Genomic DNA, 20,071 nt, shown 5'->3' on the forward strand with positions numbered 1-20,071 from the left:
TCACGCCTTCCTGAGGTCGGGCAGGCCGCTGTCGAGGCCGTGGGAGCAGGACGCGCCGCCGCCCAGGGCGGCCGCGCCGAGCCGGCGCAGGTAGCTGCCTGCGACGGCGGCCAGCGCGATGCCCCCGAGGAGCAGCAGGCCGGGGATCGAGAAGAGCGGCGGCAGCCCGGCGGCGACCGGGGCCGCGGCCGGCAGGTCACCGACCCCGCCGGAGTCCGCCCCGGGGGCCGCCGCGCCCGCGGGCGCGCCCCCCGGTGCCGAGCCGGCGCCGGCGCCTCCGGCCCCTGGCGGACCGGAGTCGGACCCGGCTCCGCCGCCGGCCCCGGGGTCGGCCGGCTGGTCGCCGCCAGGGGCGGCCGGTGCGGCAGGGGCGTCCGTCGGGAGGTCCGGCAGCGCGATTCCCTGCACGGTGTCGACCTCGCTCGCGGCCGACCCGAGGGTGAGCACCACGCGCGGGGCCAGGTTGGGCAGGGCGCCGAGCAGGCTCTTGAGGATGGCCGCCTCGGGCGGGAACGGGACGTTCTCGAGGATCTGGGCCAGCGGGAGCTGCCGGAGCAGCGGCGAGAGCACGACGGTGTCGATCTCGACCTGCAGGGCCGACACCGCGGTGGACGCCTTGTCGCCGTCGGCGACCCGTTCGGGCGTCGGGAGGGTCAGGGTGATGCCGAGCGTCTTCAAGGCCTTCGCGGGGTCGTCCGGCAGCCCCGGGATCGTGCCGGACCGGCCGAGCGCGCGGTAGCCCTCGGGGCCGAAGGCGAACTCCTGACCGGCGATCGTGACCGTGCCGAAGCGGGCCTCGCCCTCTGGCGTGCCCTTCTTCCCGTCGCTGGACGATGTCGCGGTGGCGTGGATGCCCGAGACCGTCACGATGCCGCCGAGCAGCCGTACGTCGCCGAGCGACGACCGCGACGTCGTCACCACGCGGCCGTCGACGACCCGGGAGCGGGAGGTCGAGATGTAGCCGCCCAGGTCGACCAGCGCGTTCAACGCGGGCGGGATCTGGCACGCGGCGGCCACCTCGGGCGCCGGCTCCGCGGCCGGCGCGGCGGCGGCCTGCGGTGCGGTCTCGGGCGCGACCCCGCCGGACAGACCGGAGAGGGCGCCGGTGAGGCTCCCCAGGACCGGCAGCTCGGCCAGGCCGGGCAGGCCCGGCAGGGAGGGCAGTGACGGCAGCCCAGGAATCTCCGGCGCCCCGCCTCCGGTGCTGGCCGGCGGGGAGACGTCGCAGTCGGTGGAGAAGCCCGTCGACGCGCTGACCGCGCCGTCCTCGGCGGAGGTCCGCATCACCAGGCCCGGGAACGGCTCGTCGGCGGTGGCCTCCGGACCGGCGGGGAACTCGGAGTTCACCTGCAGCGGGTAGCCCTGGGCGGCGATCGGTCCGGAGAGCTCCGGCGGCAGCCCGAGCTGCTCGACGATCGTCTTCAGCCCCTCGCCGATCGGGTCGCCGGGCCACAGGAAGCTGGAGCGGCCCTGGCCGCTGCTGGAGTCCGCCTCGACGGTGCTGTAGCCGAACGACAGCTCCAGCTGCGGGGTCGCCGGGACCGGGATGGTCGGCTCATAGATCTCCAGCTTGACCGGCGTGGCGTGCGCGGCGGTGCTGTAGCCGCTGAACGGCTTCTTCTCCTCCGCGTACGCCGGCGCCGCGCCCCAGGGGAGGACGGCGGCGACCAGACCGGTTGCCAGCAGGGGGATGACGGGTGACCTCATGCTGCTCCTCCGAGGATGACGTCGGACATGGTCTCGAGGACCTCGGCGGGCTCGCCGCCGGCCACGATCCGGCCGCCGCTCATGACGGCGGCGTAGTCGGAGACCCGCAGCGCGGTGCGGGCGAACTGCTCGATGCACAGGATCGAGACGCCGGACTCCGCGATCTGGGCGACGGTGTCGTAGAGCTCGTCGACGATCAGCGGCGCGAGGCCCATGGACAGCTCGTCGAGGAGCAGCAGCGCCGGGTCGGAGGCCAGCGCCCGCGACATGGCGAGCATCTGCTGCTCGCCGCCGGACATGGTGCCGGCGAGCTGGCCTCGTCGCTCGAGCAGCCGGGGGAAGTAGGCGAACGCGGTCTCCAGGACCGCCTCGGCCGGGACCCCGGCGTACGACATGAGGGTGAGGTTCTCCTGGACCGTGAGGTTCGGGAACACCGACCGGCCCTCCGGGACCGTGCAGAGCCCGAGCCGCGCCAGCTCCTCCGAGGCGGCGCCGCGCACGTTGACGCCGCCGAGGTGGAGGTCGCCGCTGGTCGGCTTCTTCTGCCCCGAGATGACCTTGACCAGGGTGGACTTGCCCGCCCCGTTGGGCCCCAGCAGCGCCATCACGGCGCCCTTCGGGACGCTCAGGTCGACGCCGCGCAGCACCTCGATCCGGCCGTACGCCGCGTGCAGGTCGACGATCTCGAGGATCGGTACGCCGCTCATCGGACCTCCTCGGGGACGGCGGGGAGCACTCGCGTGCTGGTGAGGTCGTCGGTCCCGGCGTCCTCGTCGAGGTCGGAGTAGCCGAGGTAGGCCTTCTGCACGGCCGGGTCGGAGCGGATCAGCGACGGCGGCCCGGAGGCGATCACCGAGCCGAAGTCGAGAACGTGGATGTCGTCGCAGACGCCCATCACGAGGTCCATGTCGTGCTCGACCATCAGGATCGCCCGGCCCTCCGCGGCCAGCTCGCGCAGCAGCTCGCCGAAGGCGTCCGTCTCGGTCTCGTCGAGCCCGGAGGACGGCTCGTCGAGGAGCAGCAGCTTCGGCCGGCCGGCCAGGCACCGGGCCAGCTCGAGCAGGCGGGCGGTGCCGGTGGGGATCGAATCGGCCCGCTCGGCGGCGTACGACGCGATGCCGACCCGCTCGAGCAGTGCGTCGACGTCGGCCGCCGCGGGCCGGACCCACCCGACGGGACCGCGGTGGATGTCGAAGGCGACCCGGACGTTCTCGCGCACCGACAGGGAACCGAAGGCCTCCAACCGCTGGAAGGTGCGGCCCATGCCGCGCCGCGAGCGGCGGTGCACCGGCAACCGGGTCACGGCCCGGCCCTCGAAGCGGACCTTGCCCCGGGTCGGGCGCTGCAGGCCGCTGATCACGTTGAAGCAGGTGGTCTTGCCGGCCCCGTTGGGTCCGATCAGGCCGGTGATCCGGCCCGCGTGGGCGGTGAAGCTCGCGTGGTTCACCGCGGTGACCCCGCCGAACTGGACGACAACGTCGTCGACCTCAAGAAGCGACATGGGCGGGCTCCTTCCTCTGCTGGGGGCTGACGGGGGCGCTCTCGGCCAGCCCCGGCACGACCTCGGCGGCCGGCGCGTCCACCTCGCCGCGTTGCGGCAGCACGGGCAGCGACGCCCGCAGTCGTGGGACCGCCCGGGCACGGGCGAGGCGGCCCGCCCGGAAGAGCTGGTTGGCCAGGCCGTTGGGGTCGCGGCCGGCGGCGACCGCGCCGAAGCCGATCACGGCGAAGATCAGCCCGGCGATGCTCGGGTGGTCGCTCTGCATCACCGGCAGCAGCATCAGCCCGATGCCGCCCAGGGTCGCACCGGTCACGGACGTCACGCCGAAGACCACCGCAAGGAGCAGCAGCGGCAGGCTGTTGAAGAACTGGAAGTCGGCCGCGCCGATGGTCTGCCGGAGCCCGGCGTACAGCGCGCCCGCGAGGCCCGCCATCCCGGCCGAGATCCCGAACAGCGCCACCCGGAACCAGCGCAGGTCGAGGCCGAGGGTGCCGCACGCGGCCGGGCTGTCGCGCATCGCGATCAGCAGCCGGCCGACCGGCCCCCGCCGCAGCAGAAGCAGGGCCAGGGCGGTCAGCACGAAGAAGACCGCCATCAGCATGACGTAGCCGCCGGTGCTCGTGATCGAGGTGCCGAGCACCGACATCCGCTCGGCCGGCAGGGTGCCGTTGAAGCCGAAGGCGAAGTCGGCCTGGAAGAGCATCTTGTCCATCAGGTAGGCGAAGGCCATCGTCGAGAGCGCGAGGTAGAGGCCGGTCAGCCGCAGCACGGGCAGGGCGACCAGCGCCCCCACCCCCGCGGCGATCAGCGCCGCGACGGCCAGGCCGTAGAGGTTCGGCTCGTCGAGCTTCGCGTACGCCAGCGCGCCCACCCCCGCGAACGTCAGCTGCGCGAGCGACACGTGGCCGCCGTACCCGGTCAGCAGCACCAGCGAGAGCATCACCGTCGCGTACGTCGCCGCCGTGCCGACCAGCAGCAGGTCGGAGTCGGCGAGCGAGCCGGCGAGCAGCGCGACCACCAGCAGCAGCGCCGCGCTCCAGCCGAGCGACTTCGTCATCGACGGCAGCGGGGCGGAGACGATGCCCTTGACCTGGCCGATCCGCAGCTGGGTCTGCGGCATCAGCACGATGACCAGGAACAGGAACAGTGCGGGGATCACGTTGCGCACGCTGTTGAGCAGGCCCTCGGTGGGCAGGTAGCCCGAGGCGTACGACGTCGCGAGGCCGAGCGCCATCGCCCCCGCGAAGGTCAGCGGCAGGCTCTGCAGCCGGCCGAGCATCGCGGCGGCGTACGCGTTGATGACCAGCAGGGTCAGGGCGTAGTAGTCGAGCCCGACCTGGGAGACCAGCAGCACCCCGGCGAGCGCGGCGAGCGCGACCCCGATCGCCCAGGACAGCGCGGCGGCGGTGTCCGGCTTGCCGCCGAACAGCTTGAGCAGCTCGGGGTTGTCGACCGAGGCGCGCATGGCCGTGCCGATCCGGGTGCGGTTGAGCAGCAGGTAGAGACCGAGAGCGGTCGCGGCGGAGAGCACGATCGTGAGCAGCTGGTGGCCGGTGACGATCACGCCACCCAGCTCGAAGGACGTGGTCGGGAAGAACGGCAGCACCGAGCGCGCCTCGGGCGGCCAGATCTGCGTGGCGAACCCGATGCAGCCGACCAGCAGGCCGACCGTGACCACCAGCGCGACGCTGACCGGCCCCTCGCCCAGCCCACGGGTGACGAAGCGCTGCAGCAGCCAGCCGACCGCCGGCGCCACCACGAGCAGCACCAGCACGAGCGAGAGCCAGACCGGCAGGCCCTGACGGACGCTGAAGTCCCAGAACACGAACGACATCACCATGCCGAGCGCCCCGTGGGCGATGTTGAAGACCCGGGTCGTCGTGTAGGTGAGCACCAGCCCGCTCGCCGCGATGGCGTACGCCGCCCCGCTGAACAGGCCGAACACGGTGAAGGCCAGGAACGTGGTCATCTCAGCCTCCCAGGCCGGTGTCGGTGAGCGGTCCGCAGAGGTACTTGCCGGGCGAGACCTTCTTCCAGGCGCTGCCCTGGCGCTGGATGATCGCGACGCAGTCGGCGGAGGTCTCGGCGCCGACCTGCTGCGGCGCGTGGATGCCGTTGCCCGTCCAGTCCTTCACCTTGGCCAGCGACTGGATGAGGGTCTGCCGGTTCAGCCGGCCGCCGAGCGCGACCGCCTGCTGGACGAACAGGCGGGCGGCCGACCAGGCGTAGACGCCGTACGTGTTGGGCTCGGCGCTCGGGTCGACCTGGGCCAGCCAGGCCCGATAGAGCTCCATCTCCTTGTTGCTGAAGTCGTCGAAGAGCCCGGTCTGCGAGTAGACGTAGACGCCCTCGGCGAGCTTGCCCGCCTCCTCGACGTAGCGCTGGTCCTGGATCGTGGCGTCCTGCAGGAAGATCTCCGGCGTGAAGCCCTGCTGCTGCATCGCCTGCTGCAGGCGGACGGTGAACTGGTACGGGCCGGTGTAGTTGACCAGCTTCACGCCCTTGTCCTTCAGCTGCTGGACGTAGGGGGCGTAGTTGAACTCCGAGACGTCGATGGCCTGGAAGACCGAGACCCGCCAGCCGTTCTTCTCCCAGGCCGCCTTGAAGTTCTTGGCGTTGTCGGGGGCGGCGCCCGCGCCGACGTAGAGCATCCCGACGCTCTTGACCGCCTCGGGTGCCTTCTTCGCCCAGTACGCCGGCATCGCCGACGACACCTGGTTCGGCTGCACGGAGTACGCCGCGAAGCAGGTCCGGCACGCGGTGCGCTCGGCCGACACGGAGTACGACCGGAGGTCGGGAAGGCCGCACTTCTCGGCCGCCGCGGCGCCGCCGTAGTCGAAGGCGGACTGCGAGCCGACGGCGGCGAACGCCTTCTCGCAGGCGGTGGCGTAGGCCTGGTTGTCGGCGCCGGCATCGGCGCGGCTGTCGAGGGCCGCGACCTCCAGCTTGCGCCCGCAGATGTCGCCGGTGCTGTTGAAGTAGGCGACGTACGCCCGGGTCGCCTGCTGGGCGGACTCGAAGATGCCGGGCACCGGCCCGGAGATGTCCGAGGCGTTGGCGAGCGTGATCGTCTTGTCGGTGATCCCGGTCTGGTTCTTGAACCCCTCGCACCCGCCGGCCTTGGCACCGCCGTCCGCGGCGTTCGCGCCCTTGCCCTCGGGCGTTCCGCCGCCGGAGCCGCCCGGTGCGCTGCCACCGCCACCGCCACCGGCCGGCGCCTCGGGGGCTGCCGCGTCACCGGATCCGCTCCCCGGCGCGGTGACCGCGCCCGGGTCCCCCGTGCCGTCGAGTCCCGGCTCTCCCGGGTCGGTGCCGTCGGCGACCACGCCACCGGAACCCGTGTCGGCCGAGGTCCGGGCCACGGTGTCCGGGTCGAGCTGGGACCCGCAGGCGGCCAGGGCGAGCGCGAGCAGCGCCGCGGCGGTCGCGAGCGAGCCACGGGCGGGTGCCGTCCTGGAGTAGAACACGTACCAGTAACGAGGCGCGGCGCCGGAGGTGACGCGGACCACACGACTTTTCCGGACGGGAATCGTCCGAACCGGCCGGATGGGCTCAGCCGATCCTGGTGAGGCCGGAGCACTGGTACTTCGTGCCACCGACCGGCTTCCAGGTGGATCCCGCGAGCTGGATGAACCGCCAGCACTCCCCGGTCTGCTTGGCACCGACCTGCTGCGGCGAGTGCAGGTCGTTGGCGGTCCAGTTCTTCACCCCACTCAGTCCCGCCACCAGGGACGCCCGGTCGAGCTTGCCGCCGAGCGCGATCGCCCGCTCCACGAACAGCCGTGCGGCCGACCACGAGAAGAGCCCGAAGAACCCGGGCGTCGCGCCCGGCTTCACCTGGTCCAGCCAGCCGAGGTAGAGCGCCAGCTCCTTGTTGGAGCGGACCTCCTCGAAGGGGGTGAAGTTCGCGAACACCACCGTGCCGTCGACGGCGCCGGCACCCTCCTTGACGAAGGCCGGGCTGTAGTCGGTGGGGTCGCGCAGGTAGAGCTTCGGCTCGTAGCCCTGCTGGTCCATGGCCTGCCGAAGCCGCACGGACTGCTGGTAGGCCCCGATCCAGAAGACCGTCTGCACGCCCTTGGTCTTCAGCTGCTGCACATAGGGGGCGTAGTTGAACTCGGTGATGTCGATGCCCTGCACCACGTCGAACTTCATCCCCCGCTTGGTCATCGCATCGACCTGACCCTTGGCGTTCTGCGCGGCCGCACCCGCGTTGATGTAGAGGAATCCCGCGTGCTTGCCCGCGTCGCCGTAGTTCTTCAGCACGAAGTCGGCGACCGCGTTCTGGAACTGGCTGGCATTGGTCGACTGTGCACCGAAGCAGGTCTTGCACGCGCTGCGCTCCACGGTGGTCGCGGCCGAGCGGAGGTCGGGCAGGCCGCAGCCCTGGGCGGTCGCGGCACCTCCGGAGTCGAAGGCCGACATCGAGCCGACCATCGCGAAGGTCTCCTCGCAGGCCTTGGCGTACGCCTGCTGGTCGGCGGCCGCGTCGGCACGGGTGTCGTACGTCTTGACCGCCAGCTTGCGGCCGCAGATGTCCCCGGTGCTGTTGAAGTAGGCCACGTACGCGCGGACGGCGTCCTGGCTGGCCTCGAAGATGCCGGGCACCGGCCCGGAGATGTCCGAGGCGTTGCCGATGGTGATCGTCTTGTCGGTGATTCCGGGGCCGTTCTTGAACCCGGCGCAGCTCGCGCCCTTCACCCCGCCGCTGGCGCTGTTCGCTCCGTCGCCGCCGTCGGTGCTGCCGCCGTTCTTGCCGCTGCTGTCACCGCCGCCGCCCGCCGCACCCGGCGCCGCCCCGCCGGCCGCGGGGGCTCCGCCCGCGTCCGCGCCGCCCGCCGCGGCGTCGGGGACCGAGCCGTCCGGGACCGCGCCGCCCGCCGGCACGCTGCCGTCGGCCAGCACCTCACCCCCGGCCGCCGCGCCCGAGCCGCCGGCGCCGCCGACCTGCGAGACGGTCTGGGGGTCGAGCTGCGAACCGCACGCGGCGAGCAGCAGCGCGAGCAGGCTGACGAGAAGGGCCGAACAGCGTCGTGGCACGACGTACTCCCTCGAAGTAGAACAGGTATCAGTTCCACAACGAGGCACCGGCACCGAGGTGACGCCACCACACGCAGGTCGAGCCGGCACCGGTCGAGGCCGACCCTCGGCAAGACGGGTTTCGAGGCTCGCTCCGCTCGCACCTCAACCAGCGTCCCGGCTCGCTCCGCTCGCTCCTCCACCAGCGCCACCACCCCCACGCTGGTTGAGGAGCGAAGGACGAAGTCCTGAGCCTCGAAACCCGGTGAGCCGACAGTCGGCATCAACCCAGGCCGACGGTCGGCAAGACGGGTTTCGAGGCTCGCTCCGCTCGCACCTCAACCAGCGTCCCGGCTCGCTCCGCTCGCACCTCAACCAGCGTCCCGGCCCGCTCCGCTCGAACCTCAACCGGCGTATCAGCGGTGGGCGCGGGCCTCGGCGATCGCGTAGAGGGTGACGCTGGCGGCGACGCCGGCGTTCAGCGACTCCAGCTGGTTGGCCATCGGGATCGAGACGAGCTGGTCGCAGGTCTCGGCGACCAGCCGGGACAGGCCGCCGCCCTCGGCGCCGACCACGACGACCAGCGGGCCGTCGCCGAGGCCCTCGGGGGCGACCAGCTCGGGCAGGGTCACGTCGCCGTCGGCCGCCAGGCCGACGACCATCAGGCCCGCCTCCTGGTAGGCCTTCAGCTGCCGGACCAGGTTGACCGTCTGGGCGACGGGGATCCGGGCGGCGGCCCCCGCGCTGGTCTTCCAGGCCGACGCGGTCATGCTCGCGGCGCGACGCTCGGGGATCACCACGCCGTGCGCGCCGAAGCCGGCGGCGCTGCGCACGATCGCGCCGAGGTTGCGCGGGTCGGTCACCTGGTCGAGGGCGACGACCAGCGGCGGCTCGCCGTTGGCGTCGGCGGCGTCGAGCAGGTCGTCGGGGTGGGCGTACTCGTACGGCGGGATCTTGGCGGCCAGACCCTGGTGGACCGCGCCCTGGGTCAGCCGGTCGAGCTCGTTCTTGCTGACCTCGAGCAGGCTGACACCCCGCTCGGCGGCCAGCGAGAACGCCTCGCGCAGCCGGCCGTCGCGCTCGGCACCGTCGGCGACGTACACCCCGACCACCGGCACGCCCTCGCGCAGCGCCTCGACCACGGAGTTGCGGCCGGCGATCCACTCGGCGTCGCTGCTCGAGCGCTTGCGCGGCGCCCGCGCGGCCGACTTCTCGGCGCGCTTGGCCGCCTTGTAGGCCTGGTGGTACGGGCGGTCCTTGGCCTTCGGCGTCGGCCCCTTGCCCTCCAGTCCGCGCTTGACCCGGCCGCCGGACCCGGCGGTGGGCTTCTTGGTGGTCTTGCGGATCGCGCCCTTGCGGCTCGAGTTACCGGCCATGTCTTAGATCAGTGTCCACTTCGGTCCGTTGGGGGTGTCCTCGACCTCGATGCCCGCCGCCTTGATCCGGTCGCGGATCGCGTCGGCGGTGGCGAAGTCCTTGGCGGCGCGCGCCTCGGTGCGCGCCTCGAGGAGGCCGGCGACGAGAACGTCGACGGCACTGGTCAGCCGGGCGTCGTCGCCCGACCCGGCGCCCCAGGCGGGGTCGGCCGGGTGCAGCCCGAGCACGTCGAGCATCGCGAGCACCTGCCCGGCGTACGGCGCGGGGTCGCTCGCCTTGTTGCCCTCGCGCACGGTGTCGAAGAGCACCGCCACCGCGGCGGGGGTGCCGATGTCGTCGTTCATCGCCGCCACGAACGCCTCGGGCAGCTCGCCGCCCTCGACCGCTCCGGCCCGCTCCAGGAAGCCCTCGATGCGCCGGAAGCCCTGGGCCGCCTCGTCGAGCGCCTCGAAGCTGAACTCGACGTGACTGCGGTAGTGGGCGGCCACCAGGTAGTAGCGCAGCTCGATGCCGCGGTAGCTCTCCAGCACGCTCGGGATGAGCAGCGAGTTGCCGAGCGACTTGCTCATCTTCTCGCCGGCCGTGGTGATCCAGGCGTTGTGGAACCAGTACGACGCGAACGGGTGCCCGGCCGCCCGCGACTGGGCCTGCTCGTTCTCGTGGTGGGGGAAGCGCAGGTCGACGCCGCCGCCGTGGATGTCGAAGGCCGCGCCGAGGTACTTGCCGGCCATCGCCGAGCACTCGATGTGCCAGCCGGGCCGGCCGGGACCCCACGGGCTCGGCCAGGACGCGGTCTCCGGCTCGGACTCCTTGCGGCCCTTCCAGAGCGCGAAGTCGCGCGGGTCGCGCTTGCCGCGCGGGTCGGCGTCCTCGGCGGCCTCCATGTCGTCGAGGCGCTGGCGCGTCAGCTCGCCGTACGACGGCCACGAGCGGACGTCGAAGTAGACGTCCCCGGAGCCGTCCTCGGCGGCGTAGGCGTGCCCGCGCGAGATCAGTCGCTCGATCAGCGCGAGCATCTCCGGGACGTGCCCGGTGGCGAGCGGCTCGTACGTCGGCGGCGCGACGTTCAGCGAGGCGTACGCCGTGTCCAGCTCGCGCTTCATCGCCGACGCGAGGTTGTACCAGGGCCGACCCTGCGCGGCGGCCTTGGTGATGATCTTGTCGTCGATGTCGGTCACGTTGCGGATGAAGGTGACCTCGTGGCCGAGGTGGCGCAGCCACCGCTGCAGCACGTCGAAGTTGACCGCCGAGCGGACGTGCCCGACGTGCGGCTCGGACTGCACGGTGAGCCCGCAGAGGTACAGCCCGACCTTGCCCTCCTGGAGGGGGACGAAGTCGCGCACGTCGCGGATCGCGGTGTCGTACAGGCGCAGGCTCACGCCGCAAGTCTAGGGATCGCGCCGCTTCCGGGCGGCATCCGCGGATTCTGTGACTGCTGGGACTGGAGTGACACAACGGCGTATCGTGTGGGAGTGCGTCTTCCCCTCGCCACCGTGCTGACCTCCGCCACCCTGATCGCCGCGCCGCTCGCCGCCGTACCGGCCGCGCCCGCGAACGCCGCGCCCACCGTCGTACCCGCTGCCGCGCCGGCCGCCCAGTCGGCGGCTCGCAGCACCGCCCGCCGCGTCGCCTACACCGCCTGGGACACCAGCGCCCAGCTTCGCAAGGGCCGGGTCTCGGGCGTGAAGGTGCGCGCCGGCCGGCTCGAGCTGGCCAAGCCGTCCGGCACCCGCCGGTACGCCGGCCGCAGCTACGACCTCGGCCGTTGGACCTCCCCCTGGGCGCGTCCCGGCTTCGGGCTGACCCAGCTGATCCCGTCCTGGTCGGCCACCACCCCCGGCGACTCGTGGATCGAGGTTCGGGTGCGGGGCAGGAACGCCGCCGGCGCCCGCTCCAGCTGGGACGTGCTCGGGCGCTGGACCTCCGGTGACAAGTTCACCAAGCGCACCTCCGTCTCCGGCCAGGACGACGACCTCGCCGCGGTCAACGTCGACACCTGGGTGGCCTCCGCCCCCGCCGGGCTGACCTCGTGGCAGGTGCAGGTGGTCCTGCACCGCAAGTCGGGCGCGACCACGAAGCCCCCGACGGTCGACGCGGTCGGCGCGGTCGCCTCCCGGCTCCCCACCGCCGCGCCGGCGACCTCCGCTCCCGGGGTCGCCCGCGGCGTCGTGCTCGACGTGCCGCGCTACTCGCAGATGACCCACCAGGGCCACTACCCGCAGTGGGGCAACGGCGGCGAGGCCTGGTGCTCGCCCACCTCCACCTCGATGGTGCTCGGCTACTACCGCTCGCTGCCGAAGGCGAAGGAGTACAGCTGGGTCCCGCAGCGGCACACCGACCCGTTCGTCGACCACGCCGCGCGCTCGACGTACGACCGGGCCTACCGGGGCACCGGCAACTGGCCGTTCAACACCGCGTACGCCGCCCCGCGGGTCGGCCACGCCTTCGTCACCCGGCTGACCTCGCTGCGCCAGGCGGAGCGGCTGATCAAGGCCGGCATCCCCGTGGTCGCGTCGATCTCGTTCAGCCGCGGCGGCCTGACCGGCGCCCCGATCTCCTCGACCAACGGCCACCTGCTGGTCATCGTCGGCTTCACCGCCACCGGCGACGTCGTCGTCAACGACCCGGCCGCGTCGACCCGGGCGGGCGTGCGCCGCACCTACGACCGCGGTCAGTTCGAGCGCGCCTGGCTGCCGACGTCCGGCGGCCTCGCCTACGTCATCCACGACGACGAGCACCCGCTGCCGAAGGGCGGCCAGGGCGCCTGGTGACCGCGGCGGCCGGGCGGGCCGCCGTCACTCCTCGCTGACCGAGACCTGGATCTCGTGCCAGCCGGTGGCGCCGTCGGGCACGGGGGCGGCGACCACGCCGGTCTGCACGTGCCCCTCGAGGTCGACGGCGCGGACCCGCAGGACGTGGTCGCCGGGCTCCAGGTCGACCGTGGCGACCCACTGCACCCAGGTGTCGATGCTCGGCGTCCGAGCCAGCCGCGCCGGCATCCAGGGACTGCCGTCGACCGCGACCTCGACCGCCCCGATGCCGGTGTGCTGCGCCCAGGCGACGCCGGCGACCTTGGTCTCGCCCGCCGGCAGCTCGTCTCCGGAGCCCGGCACGTCGATGCGCGAGGACATCTTGATCGGCCCCTCCTCGGCCCAGCCCTTCTCGGTCCAGAAGGCCTCGAAGTCCTCGAACCGGGTCACCTCGAGGTCGACGACCCACTTCGTCGCCGAGACGTAGCCGTAGAGGCCCGGGACGATGCTGCGCACCGGGAAGCCGTGGTCGAGCGGCAGCGGCCGGCCGTTCATCGCGACCGCGAGCATCGCGTTGCGGTCGTCGGTGAGCGCGGCCAACGGGGTGCCGCAGGTCCAGCCGTCGTGGGCGGTCTGCTTGACCGCGTCGGCCCCGGGGCGCACCCCGGCCTCGGCCAGGAGGTCGGCGATCCGCACGCCGCTCCACCAGGCGTTGCCGACCAGCCCGCCGCCGACCTCGTTGGAGACGCAGGTCAGGGTCACCCAGGCCTCGGTGAACTGCCGGGAGACGAGCTCGTCGTACGACAGCACGATCTCGCGGTCGACCATCCCGTGGATCCGCAGCGACCAGTCGTGGGGGGCGATCGCGGGGATGCTGATGCCGGCGTGGATCAGGTAGAAGTCGTCGCTGTGGGTCTGCCAGGGCGTGACGCCCTCGACCCCGACCCGGACCGACGCCGGCACCTGGGGTGCGGTCACGCCGGTCAGCTTCAGCAGCCGTCGGGTCTGCTCGACCTCGCGCCGCCCCCGGCCCACGACCCGGCCGAGCAGCCCGACCACGGCCGCCGCGCCGGTGATCAGGCCGGCCCGGATCAGGAAGGTACGGCGGTGGTGGCCGCCGCTCGGCGCGACCTCCTCGGGATGGCCGACGAAGCTGCGCAGCGGGTCGGCCACGAGCGAGAGGCACACGAGCCAGGTGACCAGGCCGACCGCGACCGGCACGAAGTCGACCGGCTGCTGGTTGCGCTGGGCCGCGATCGCACCGGCCCCCGCCGCGGCGAGCGCGGCGAACAGGACGGCCGGCGCCCACCAGCTGCGCCGGGCGAGCCGGCCCGCCCAGGCGAAGAGCAGGACGAGCACGAGGACGATGCCGAGGATCAGCAGGGGCTTGTCGGCCCGACCGAGCCGCTCGATCGCCACCTCGGCGACGAAACCGGGGGTGAAGCGGATGGCGAGCTCGCCCACGGCGACGAGCGGCGACTCGCGGACGTTGAGCGCCATCGCGGCCGCGTAGCTCGTGGCGAGACCGGCCAGGCCCGCCGCGACGCCGGCCAGCGACCAGGTGCGCGCGGTGTTCACGGCCCGATTGTCTCGCACGGCATGATCGGCGCGTGGCCACCGTCTCTCCTGTCGTCAGCCCCGTCCCGTTCCGCACCGGCATCGGCACCGACGTGCACCGGCTCGTCGCGGGTGTCCCGATGCACCTGGCCGGCCTCTCCTGGCCCGACGAGCCCGCCGGGCTCGAGGGCCACTCCGACGCCGACGTCGCCGCCCACGCGGCCTGCGACGCGCTGCTGTCGGCCGCCGGGCTGGGCGACCTCGGTTCGAACTTCGGTACGGCGGAGCCGCAGTGGGCCGGCGCGTCCGGCGCGACCCTGCTGACCGAGACCGCACGGCGGGTGCGGGCCGCCGGCTTCGAGATCGGCAACGTGGCGGTCCAGGTGCTGGGCAACCGGCCGAAGGTGGGACCGCGGCGGGCCGAGGCGGAGGAGGCGCTGTCGGCCGCCGTCGGGGCACCGGTCTCGGTCTCCGCGACCACCACCGACGGGCTCGGCCTGACCGGCCGGGGCGACGGGGTCGCCGCGATCGCCACCGCCCTCGTCGTCACGGCGGCCGCGGGGTGAGGACCTTCGACGGGCTGCGGCTCCACGTCGCGGCGTACGGTCCGCCCGACGCGCCGGTGACCGTCGTCCTGGCGCACTGCTGGACCTCCGACTCCGAGGACTGGCACTACCAGGTACGCGACCTGCTCGCCCGCTTCGGCCACGGCATCAGGATCCTCACCTGGGACCTGCGCGGGCACGGGCGCTCGGACGCCGCGCCGGAGAGCGCGTGCACCATCGAGAACCTCGCTCGCGACCTGGGCGACCTCGTCGACACCCACGCGCCCACGGGCCGCCTGGTGATCGCCGGGCACTCGATCGGCGGGATGACCATGACCGCGCTGCCGCAGGTGCGCCCCGACCTGGTCGAGCGGGTCGCCGGGCTGCTGTTCGTGGCGACCTCGTCGGGCCGCCTGGACACCGTCACCCTCGGCCTCCCCGAGGTCGGTCCCGCGGTGCGCGGCAGCCTCCCGTTCGTGCTCGCCGCCCGAGCGCGGCTGCTGACCCGCCGGACCCGGCGCCGCTCCCCCAGCATCGAGCGGGCCGTCGTCGACCGGCTCCTGTTCGGCGACCGGCTCCGGCTGCGCGACGCGGGCCTGGTCGTCGACCAGCTGGTCGGCTGCCCGCCCGCGACGATGGCCGGGTTCTACCGCGAGTTCATGCACCACGAGCGGACCGCGGGCCTGGCGGCGTACGACGCGATCCCGACCCGGGTCCTCGTCGGCGACGCCGACCGGCTGACCCCGCCCGAGCACGCCCGCCGGATCGCCGGCGCCATCCGCGGCGCGCGGCTCCTGGTCGCCCCCGGCGCGGGCCACATGCTCCCGCTGGAGCGCGACGCGCTGGTCTCCGGGCAGCTGATGGAGCTGGTCGAGGGCGCGCTCGCCCGGACTCAGGCCGCGTCGTCCTGCTTGCGGTGACCGACCAGCACGACCCCCTCGACGACCTTCACGTCGTACGCCGGGACCGAGACCTGCGCGTCGTCCAGGCACTTGCCGGTGCGCAGGTCGAACGCGTGCTTGTGCGCCGGTGAGGCCACGAACGGCACCCCACCGCGCCGGCCCACGATCCCTCGGGCGATCACCGACCCCTTGGCGAACGGGTCGTGGTTGCCGAGCGCGTAGACCTGGTCGCCGGGCGTGCGGAAGATCGCGATCGCCTGGCCGTGGACCAGGGCGGTGGCGCCGCGCTCGATCGTGAGCTCGGCGACGCGGCACACCGGCTGCCAGTCCTCGGCGCCGGCCGCACGCGCCGTCATCGGCACCACCGGTCGAGCGATCTCACGTGGGACCCCGTCATCCCGCGCCTCCTCTCGGCAGGCCCGACGCTAGGGGCCGCGTGTTCGGGGGCTGTTTCGGGATGTAACAGGCAGGAAAACGATCGCTCTCGGCGGTCGGTAGCGTGCGCACGGTGACCGAACCCGCGACCGCCGTCGTCCTCCTCGCCGCCGGCTCCGGCTCCCGGGTCGGCGCCGACCGCAACAAGGTGCTGTTGCCGCTGGGCGACCGGCCGGTGCTGGCCCGGTCGTTGAGCACCGTGCTCGCGCTGCCCGCCGTACGGCGCGTGGTGCTGGTGGTCCGGCCGGGCGAGGCCGACCGGGTGGCGGAGGCGGTCGCGCCGTACCTCGGCGACCGGGAGGTGCAGGTCGTCGACGGCGGCGCGACCCGGCACGCCTCGGAGTGGCAGGCGATCCGGCTGCTCGCGCCCGCGGTCGACGCCGGCGAGATCGACCTGGTCGCGGTCCACGACGGTGCCCGGCCGCTGGCGGGCGTGCCGCTGTGGGAGTCCGTGCTCGCCGCGGCGCGTGAGCACGGCGGCGCGATCCCCGTCGCGCGCCTGTCCGGACTGGTGACCGCGGACCTGCGCGCCGTACCGGGCGAGCTCGCCGGCGTGCAGACCCCGCAGGCGTTCACGGCGCGCGAGCTGCTGGCGGCCTACCGTGCGGCCGACGCCGAGGGGTTCGAGGCGACCGACACGGCCGGGTGCCTGGAGCGGTACGCCGACGTCCGGATCGCCGCGGTCGCCAGCGGGCCGGGCAACCTGAAGATCACCTTCCCCGAGGACCTCGGGCTAGCGGAGGCCCTGCAGCGGGTCGACTGAGTCGGGCGCGGTCAGCGCCTCCAGCGCCCGGACGTCGTCCTCGCTCCCGACCCGGCGGCCCTGCGGAGGGGCCTCCGGGGTGCGCACGGCGAAGCGCTCCGCGAGTGCGGCGACCAGCGCGGGGAAGTCGGTGCTGGGCAGGGCGTCGAGCTGCGCGACCACGGCCGCCGGCAGGACGACCGGGGAGGCGACGGCGAGCAGGCCGTCGCGGTCGACCGTGGCGCCGACGAGGCCGTCCTCGACGTGCTTGACGGTGTCGGTGACCGGCCGGACGCCGACGACGACCGCGTCGTGCTCGACCGCCTCGGCCACACAGGCGGCGATGAACTCCGGCGGGGTCAGCGGGCACAGGGCGTCGTGCAGGACGACGGGCTCGCCCGCGTCGACGAGACCGGCCCAGGCGGTCCCGATGTCGACCGGGGTGACCCCGGACTCCGCCAGCGCCCAGGCGGCGCAGGCGACCAGCGCCTCGCCGTGGATCAACGCGAACGGCAGCGAGCCGCGGTCCTGCTCGACGACGGTCCCGAGGGCGGCGGGGCGGACGTCGTACTCATCGGTCGTCATGGCGGCCCCACCGTATGACGTCGCGGCCCGAGAAATGCGTCGAGGCCCCCCGGACGTCGTCCGGAGGGCCTCGGCGGCCGGATCAGGAGGCGAGCACCTCGTCGAGGAGGGCCTCGGCCTTGTCCTCGTTGGTGCGCTCGGCCAGGGCGAGCTCGGAGACCAGGATCTGCCGCGCCTTGGCGAGCATCCGCTTCTCGCCGGCCGACAGGCCGCGGTCCCGCTCACGCCGCCACAGGTCGCGCACGACCTCGGCGACCTTCATGACGTCGCCGCTGTGCAGCTTCTCCAGGTTGGCCTTGTAGCGTCGCGACCAGTTGGTGGGCTCCTCCACGTGCGCGGCACGCAGCACGTCGAAGACGCGGTCGAGGCCTTCCTTGTCGACGACGTCGCGCACCCCGACGAGGTCGAGGTTCATGGCCGGGACGCGAACGACCAGGTCCTGCTGGGCGACGATCCGCAGGACGAGGTACTGCCGGTCCTCGCCCTTGATGGTCCGCATCTCGATGTCCTCGATGACAGCGGCCCCGTGGTTCGGGTAAACAACCGTTTCGCCGACGGTGAAAGTCATATGTCAGGTTCCCCTTCCTAGGAAGCCAGTCTAACACGTGTCAGAACCGGCCAGGCTCGCGTTTCCGCAGGTCAGCGCCACAATCAGGGCTTGACATATGTCGCGCGGCCGTGCTGGAAGCGGGTCCGGCCGACCCCCTCCGGAACCGAAAAGCGCTGGTGAGCGGGGGTGTTCACCCCGTTCGCCGAGGTCGGGTGGTCGATACTGCAGCCCATGCCGACCGAGCCCGTGAGCGACGCCGCCGACGAGCCCACCACCCGCAAGGATGAGGCTGCGCGGCCCGATGCCGAGCCGACGGCGGCCATGACGCCGGCGTACCTCACCCCCGTGCTGCTCGTGCGCGCCGCCCACCCCCGTCAGGCCGTGCTGACCGCGGTCGGCGTGGCCGCCGCGGCGGCTCTCGCCGACCGGCCCACCCGCGAGGTGCTGGTGGTGCTCGCGACGGTCCTCGTCGGCCAGACCATCCTGGGCTGGCACAACGACCTCGTCGACCGGGAGCGCGACCGGCGCCACGACCTGCCCGGGAAGCCGATCGCGCAGGGACGCCTCGACCCCGGGACCGTGTGGTTCGCGCTGGCCTGCGCCGTCCTGCTGCTCGTGCCGCTCGCGATCTCCACCGGGATCACGGCCGGCTGCCTCTACCTCGCCTCCGTGGGCATCGGCCTGCTCGGCAACGTCGTCCTGCGCCAGGGCCTGCTCTCCTGGCTGCCGTGGGCGGCGTCGTACGCCCTGCTGCCGGGCTACCTCTCGTACGGCGGATGGGGCGGCGAGGCGCTGGGCGAGCCGCCGGAGCCGGTGATCGTCGTCCTCGCGGCCCTGCTGGGCATCGGGGTGCACGTCCTGCGGGCGCTGTGGGGCCTGGTGCCGGACAACGCCGACGGCTGGACGTACCTGCCGCTGCGGCTGGGGCTGCGGCTCGGGGCGACCCGGCTGCTGGTCGTGGCGTCGGTCTACGTGGCGCTGGTCGTCGTCGCCCTGGCCGTCGCAGGTACCTACGTGGGGTTGTCGAAGTAGTCCACCGCTAGGCTGTGGCCCGTTCGTGCCGCTCTCCCGTGAGGCCTTCCAGATGCTGCTCCGTCGCAAGTTTGCGTTCGCCGTGTGCGCCACGGCGCTCACCGCCCCCGTCCTGAGCTCCTGCGGCTTCAACTACGCGACCGACCAGCCGTACACGCCGAGCGCCGGCACGAACGACACCTCGACCCCGGTCGACGTCCTGAACGCCGTGATCGTCGCGGGTCAGCCCGACAGCGGGACCTTCGTCGCGGGCCTGGCCAACTCCACCGACGAGGTCGTCACCCTCACCGACCTGGTCGGCGGCGGCCTGACGGTCGACCTCGAGCCGGTCGAGATCCCGGCGAAGGGCTTCGTCAACCTCGCCGACTCCGAGATCCACGTGACCGGCACCTTCGAGGCGGGCGAGGTCGTCGACCTCGACGTCGTCCTCGACAACGGCGACCAGATCGCGCTCGAGGTCCCGGTCGTCACGAACTGCGACGAGTTCGAGGGCTACGACACCTCGGGCGAGTCCGACGCCCCCAGCGAGGACCCGGCGTACAGCTGCGAGTACGCCGAGTCCGAGAGCGGTCACCACTGATGGCGTCGACCCTGGTCCTGCTCCGCCACGGCGAGAGCGAGTGGAACGCCAAGAACCTGTTCACCGGCTGGGTGGACGTCGCGCTGACCGAGAAGGGTCGCGCCGAGGCCGCCCGCGGCGGTGAGCTGATGAAGGACGCCGGGCTGCTGCCCGACGTCGTGCACACCTCCCTGCAGCGCCGCGCGATCAACACCGCCGCGCTCGCGCTCGACGCCGCCGACCGGCACTGGATCCCCGTCAAGCGCTCGTGGCGCCTCAACGAGCGCCACTACGGCGCCCTGCAGGGCAAGGACAAGAAGCAGACCCTCGAGGAGTACGGCGAGGAGCAGTTCATGCTCTGGCGCCGTTCCTTCGACGTACCGCCGCCGCCGCTCGCCGACGACGACGAGTTCTCCCAGGTGGGTCTGCCGCAGTACGCCGGCCTCGGCGACGAGATGCCGCGCACCGAGTGCCTGAAGGACGTCATCGCGCGCTTCCTGCCGTACTGGCAGTCCGACATCGTCCCCGACCTGCAGGCCGGCAAGGTGGTGCTCGTCGCCGCCCACGGCAACAGCCTCCGCGCGCTGGTCAAGCACCTCGACGGGATCAGCGACGAGGACATCGCCGGGCTGAACATCCCCACCGGCATGCCGCTGCGCTACGAGCTCGACGACGACCTGCAGCCGGTCGTCAAGGGCGGGACCTACCTCGACCCCGAGGCCGCGGCGGCCGCCGCGGCGGCCGTGGCCAACCAGGGCCGCTAGACCAGTCGTCGCGTGACATGAATCGGCCCCCAGGACCACGGTCCTG

The 20,071-nt window shown here is 73.1% G+C and carries 19 protein-coding genes; 7 read left to right on the forward strand and 12 right to left on the reverse strand.

Annotated elements, in window-relative coordinates; all coding sequences use genetic code 11:
- From VMF51_RS09860 to cysS, 8 genes are all read right to left on the reverse strand, one after another.
- Positions 1-1,707 carry a choice-of-anchor P family protein gene (locus tag VMF51_RS09860; RefSeq protein WP_325474250.1) on the reverse strand — a complete coding sequence of 569 codons (1,707 nt, stop codon included), beginning with the start codon at positions 1,705-1,707 and terminating at the stop codon, positions 1-3.
- Positions 1,704-2,414 carry an ABC transporter ATP-binding protein gene (locus tag VMF51_RS09865; protein WP_325474251.1) on the reverse strand — a complete coding sequence of 237 codons (711 nt, stop codon included), beginning with the start codon at positions 2,412-2,414 and terminating at the stop codon, positions 1,704-1,706. Before VMF51_RS09865 ends, VMF51_RS09860 begins: the two co-directional genes overlap by 4 nt.
- Entirely contained in the window at positions 2,411-3,208 is a 798-nt protein-coding gene (locus tag VMF51_RS09870) for an ABC transporter ATP-binding protein (RefSeq protein ID WP_325474252.1), read from the reverse strand. The genes VMF51_RS09865 and VMF51_RS09870 overlap by 4 nt, the downstream gene beginning before the upstream one ends.
- Positions 3,195-5,177 (reverse strand): ABC transporter permease, encoded by a 1,983-nt coding sequence (locus tag VMF51_RS09875; RefSeq protein ID WP_325474253.1) that lies wholly within the window; start codon positions 5,175-5,177, stop codon positions 3,195-3,197. Before VMF51_RS09875 ends, VMF51_RS09870 begins: the two co-directional genes overlap by 14 nt.
- 1 nt (position 5,178) lies before the next feature.
- Complete coding sequence (locus VMF51_RS09880; RefSeq protein ID WP_325474254.1) at positions 5,179-6,717, reverse strand: ABC transporter substrate-binding protein; 1,539 nt, start codon at positions 6,715-6,717, stop codon at positions 5,179-5,181.
- 43 nt (positions 6,718-6,760) lie between these two features.
- Positions 6,761-8,248, reverse strand: a complete 1,488-nt coding sequence (locus tag VMF51_RS09885; RefSeq protein ID WP_325474255.1) for an ABC transporter substrate-binding protein — start codon at positions 8,246-8,248, stop codon at positions 6,761-6,763.
- A 395-nt stretch (positions 8,249-8,643) separates the two neighbouring features.
- Positions 8,644-9,603, reverse strand: a complete 960-nt coding sequence (rlmB, locus tag VMF51_RS09890; RefSeq protein WP_325474256.1) for a 23S rRNA (guanosine(2251)-2'-O)-methyltransferase RlmB — start codon at positions 9,601-9,603, stop codon at positions 8,644-8,646.
- A 3-nt stretch (positions 9,604-9,606) separates the two neighbouring features.
- The gene (cysS, locus tag VMF51_RS09895; RefSeq protein ID WP_325474257.1) at positions 9,607-10,983 is read right to left on the reverse strand and encodes a cysteine--tRNA ligase; all 1,377 of its coding nucleotides are present in this window, start codon (positions 10,981-10,983) and stop codon (positions 9,607-9,609) included.
- A 93-nt stretch (positions 10,984-11,076) separates the two neighbouring features.
- Between cysS and VMF51_RS09900 the strand changes: the two genes are divergently transcribed.
- The gene (locus VMF51_RS09900; RefSeq protein ID WP_325474258.1) at positions 11,077-12,375 is read left to right on the forward strand and encodes a C39 family peptidase; all 1,299 of its coding nucleotides are present in this window, start codon (positions 11,077-11,079) and stop codon (positions 12,373-12,375) included.
- Between the two features lie 24 nt (positions 12,376-12,399).
- Here VMF51_RS09900 and VMF51_RS09905 read toward each other — a convergent pair whose 3' ends face one another.
- Entirely contained in the window at positions 12,400-13,932 is a 1,533-nt protein-coding gene (locus VMF51_RS09905; protein WP_325474259.1) for a molybdopterin-dependent oxidoreductase, read from the reverse strand.
- Between the two features lie 32 nt (positions 13,933-13,964).
- Between VMF51_RS09905 and ispF the strand changes: the two genes are divergently transcribed.
- Positions 13,965-14,477 (forward strand): 2-C-methyl-D-erythritol 2,4-cyclodiphosphate synthase, encoded by a 513-nt coding sequence (gene ispF / locus VMF51_RS09910; RefSeq protein WP_325474260.1) that lies wholly within the window; start codon positions 13,965-13,967, stop codon positions 14,475-14,477.
- Positions 14,474-15,376, forward strand: a complete 903-nt coding sequence (locus tag VMF51_RS09915) for an alpha/beta hydrolase (protein WP_325474261.1) — start codon at positions 14,474-14,476, stop codon at positions 15,374-15,376. The genes ispF and VMF51_RS09915 overlap by 4 nt, the downstream gene beginning before the upstream one ends.
- Here the strand turns inward: VMF51_RS09915 and nirD are convergent.
- Positions 15,349-15,714 (reverse strand): nitrite reductase small subunit NirD, encoded by a 366-nt coding sequence (gene nirD, locus VMF51_RS09920; RefSeq protein ID WP_325474262.1) that lies wholly within the window; start codon positions 15,712-15,714, stop codon positions 15,349-15,351. The two genes, VMF51_RS09915 and nirD, sit on opposite strands and share 28 nt — an antisense overlap.
- Before the next feature lie 152 nt (positions 15,715-15,866).
- Here nirD and VMF51_RS09925 point away from each other — a divergent pair, with 152 nt between their 5' ends.
- Positions 15,867-16,556, forward strand: coding sequence for an IspD/TarI family cytidylyltransferase (locus tag VMF51_RS09925; RefSeq protein ID WP_325474263.1), 690 nt, complete (start codon positions 15,867-15,869; stop codon positions 16,554-16,556).
- Here the strand turns inward: VMF51_RS09925 and VMF51_RS09930 are convergent.
- The gene (locus VMF51_RS09930) at positions 16,527-17,120 is read right to left on the reverse strand and encodes a 2-C-methyl-D-erythritol 4-phosphate cytidylyltransferase (RefSeq protein WP_325474264.1); all 594 of its coding nucleotides are present in this window, start codon (positions 17,118-17,120) and stop codon (positions 16,527-16,529) included. The genes VMF51_RS09925 and VMF51_RS09930 overlap by 30 nt on opposite strands.
- An 82-nt stretch (positions 17,121-17,202) precedes the next feature.
- Positions 17,203-17,688 (reverse strand): CarD family transcriptional regulator, encoded by a 486-nt coding sequence (locus VMF51_RS09935; RefSeq protein WP_090860676.1) that lies wholly within the window; start codon positions 17,686-17,688, stop codon positions 17,203-17,205.
- A gap of 213 nt (positions 17,689-17,901) precedes the next feature.
- Between VMF51_RS09935 and VMF51_RS09940 the strand changes: the two genes are divergently transcribed.
- Genes VMF51_RS09940 through VMF51_RS09950 form a run of 3 tightly spaced genes read left to right on the forward strand, consistent with a single transcriptional unit; the run spans position 17,902 to position 20,025 of the window.
- Positions 17,902-18,702 carry a UbiA family prenyltransferase gene (locus tag VMF51_RS09940; protein ID WP_325474265.1) on the forward strand — a complete coding sequence of 267 codons (801 nt, stop codon included), beginning with the start codon at positions 17,902-17,904 and terminating at the stop codon, positions 18,700-18,702.
- A gap of 25 nt (positions 18,703-18,727) precedes the next feature.
- Complete coding sequence (locus VMF51_RS09945) at positions 18,728-19,282, forward strand: hypothetical protein (protein ID WP_325474266.1); 555 nt, start codon at positions 18,728-18,730, stop codon at positions 19,280-19,282.
- Complete coding sequence (locus VMF51_RS09950; protein ID WP_325474267.1) at positions 19,282-20,025, forward strand: phosphoglyceromutase; 744 nt, start codon at positions 19,282-19,284, stop codon at positions 20,023-20,025. The genes VMF51_RS09945 and VMF51_RS09950 overlap by 1 nt, the downstream gene beginning before the upstream one ends.
- The last annotated feature ends 46 nt before the right edge of the window (positions 20,026-20,071 follow it).

The organism is Nocardioides sp., from assembly GCF_035503875.1.
Taxonomy (GTDB): Bacteria; Actinomycetota; Actinomycetes; order Propionibacteriales; family Nocardioidaceae; genus Nocardioides.

Coding starts and splice junctions, on each gene's coding strand:
- VMF51_RS09860 (WP_325474250.1), bottom strand. CDS start 1,707: ATGAGGTCACCCGTCATCCCCCTGCTGGCAACCGGTCTGGTCGCCGCC.
- VMF51_RS09865 (WP_325474251.1), bottom strand. CDS start 2,414: ATGAGCGGCGTACCGATCCTCGAGATCGTCGACCTGCACGCGGCGTAC.
- VMF51_RS09870 (WP_325474252.1), bottom strand. CDS start 3,208: ATGTCGCTTCTTGAGGTCGACGACGTTGTCGTCCAGTTCGGCGGGGTC.
- VMF51_RS09875 (WP_325474253.1), bottom strand. CDS start 5,177: ATGACCACGTTCCTGGCCTTCACCGTGTTCGGCCTGTTCAGCGGGGCG.
- rlmB (WP_325474256.1), bottom strand. CDS start 9,603: ATGGCCGGTAACTCGAGCCGCAAGGGCGCGATCCGCAAGACCACCAAG.
- nirD (WP_325474262.1), bottom strand. CDS start 15,714: ATGACGGCGCGTGCGGCCGGCGCCGAGGACTGGCAGCCGGTGTGCCGC.
- VMF51_RS09930 (WP_325474264.1), bottom strand. CDS start 17,120: ATGACGACCGATGAGTACGACGTCCGCCCCGCCGCCCTCGGGACCGTC.
- VMF51_RS09935 (WP_090860676.1), bottom strand. CDS start 17,688: ATGACTTTCACCGTCGGCGAAACGGTTGTTTACCCGAACCACGGGGCC.
- VMF51_RS09940 (WP_325474265.1), top strand. CDS start 17,902: ATGCCGACCGAGCCCGTGAGCGACGCCGCCGACGAGCCCACCACCCGC.
- VMF51_RS09950 (WP_325474267.1), top strand. CDS start 19,282: ATGGCGTCGACCCTGGTCCTGCTCCGCCACGGCGAGAGCGAGTGGAAC.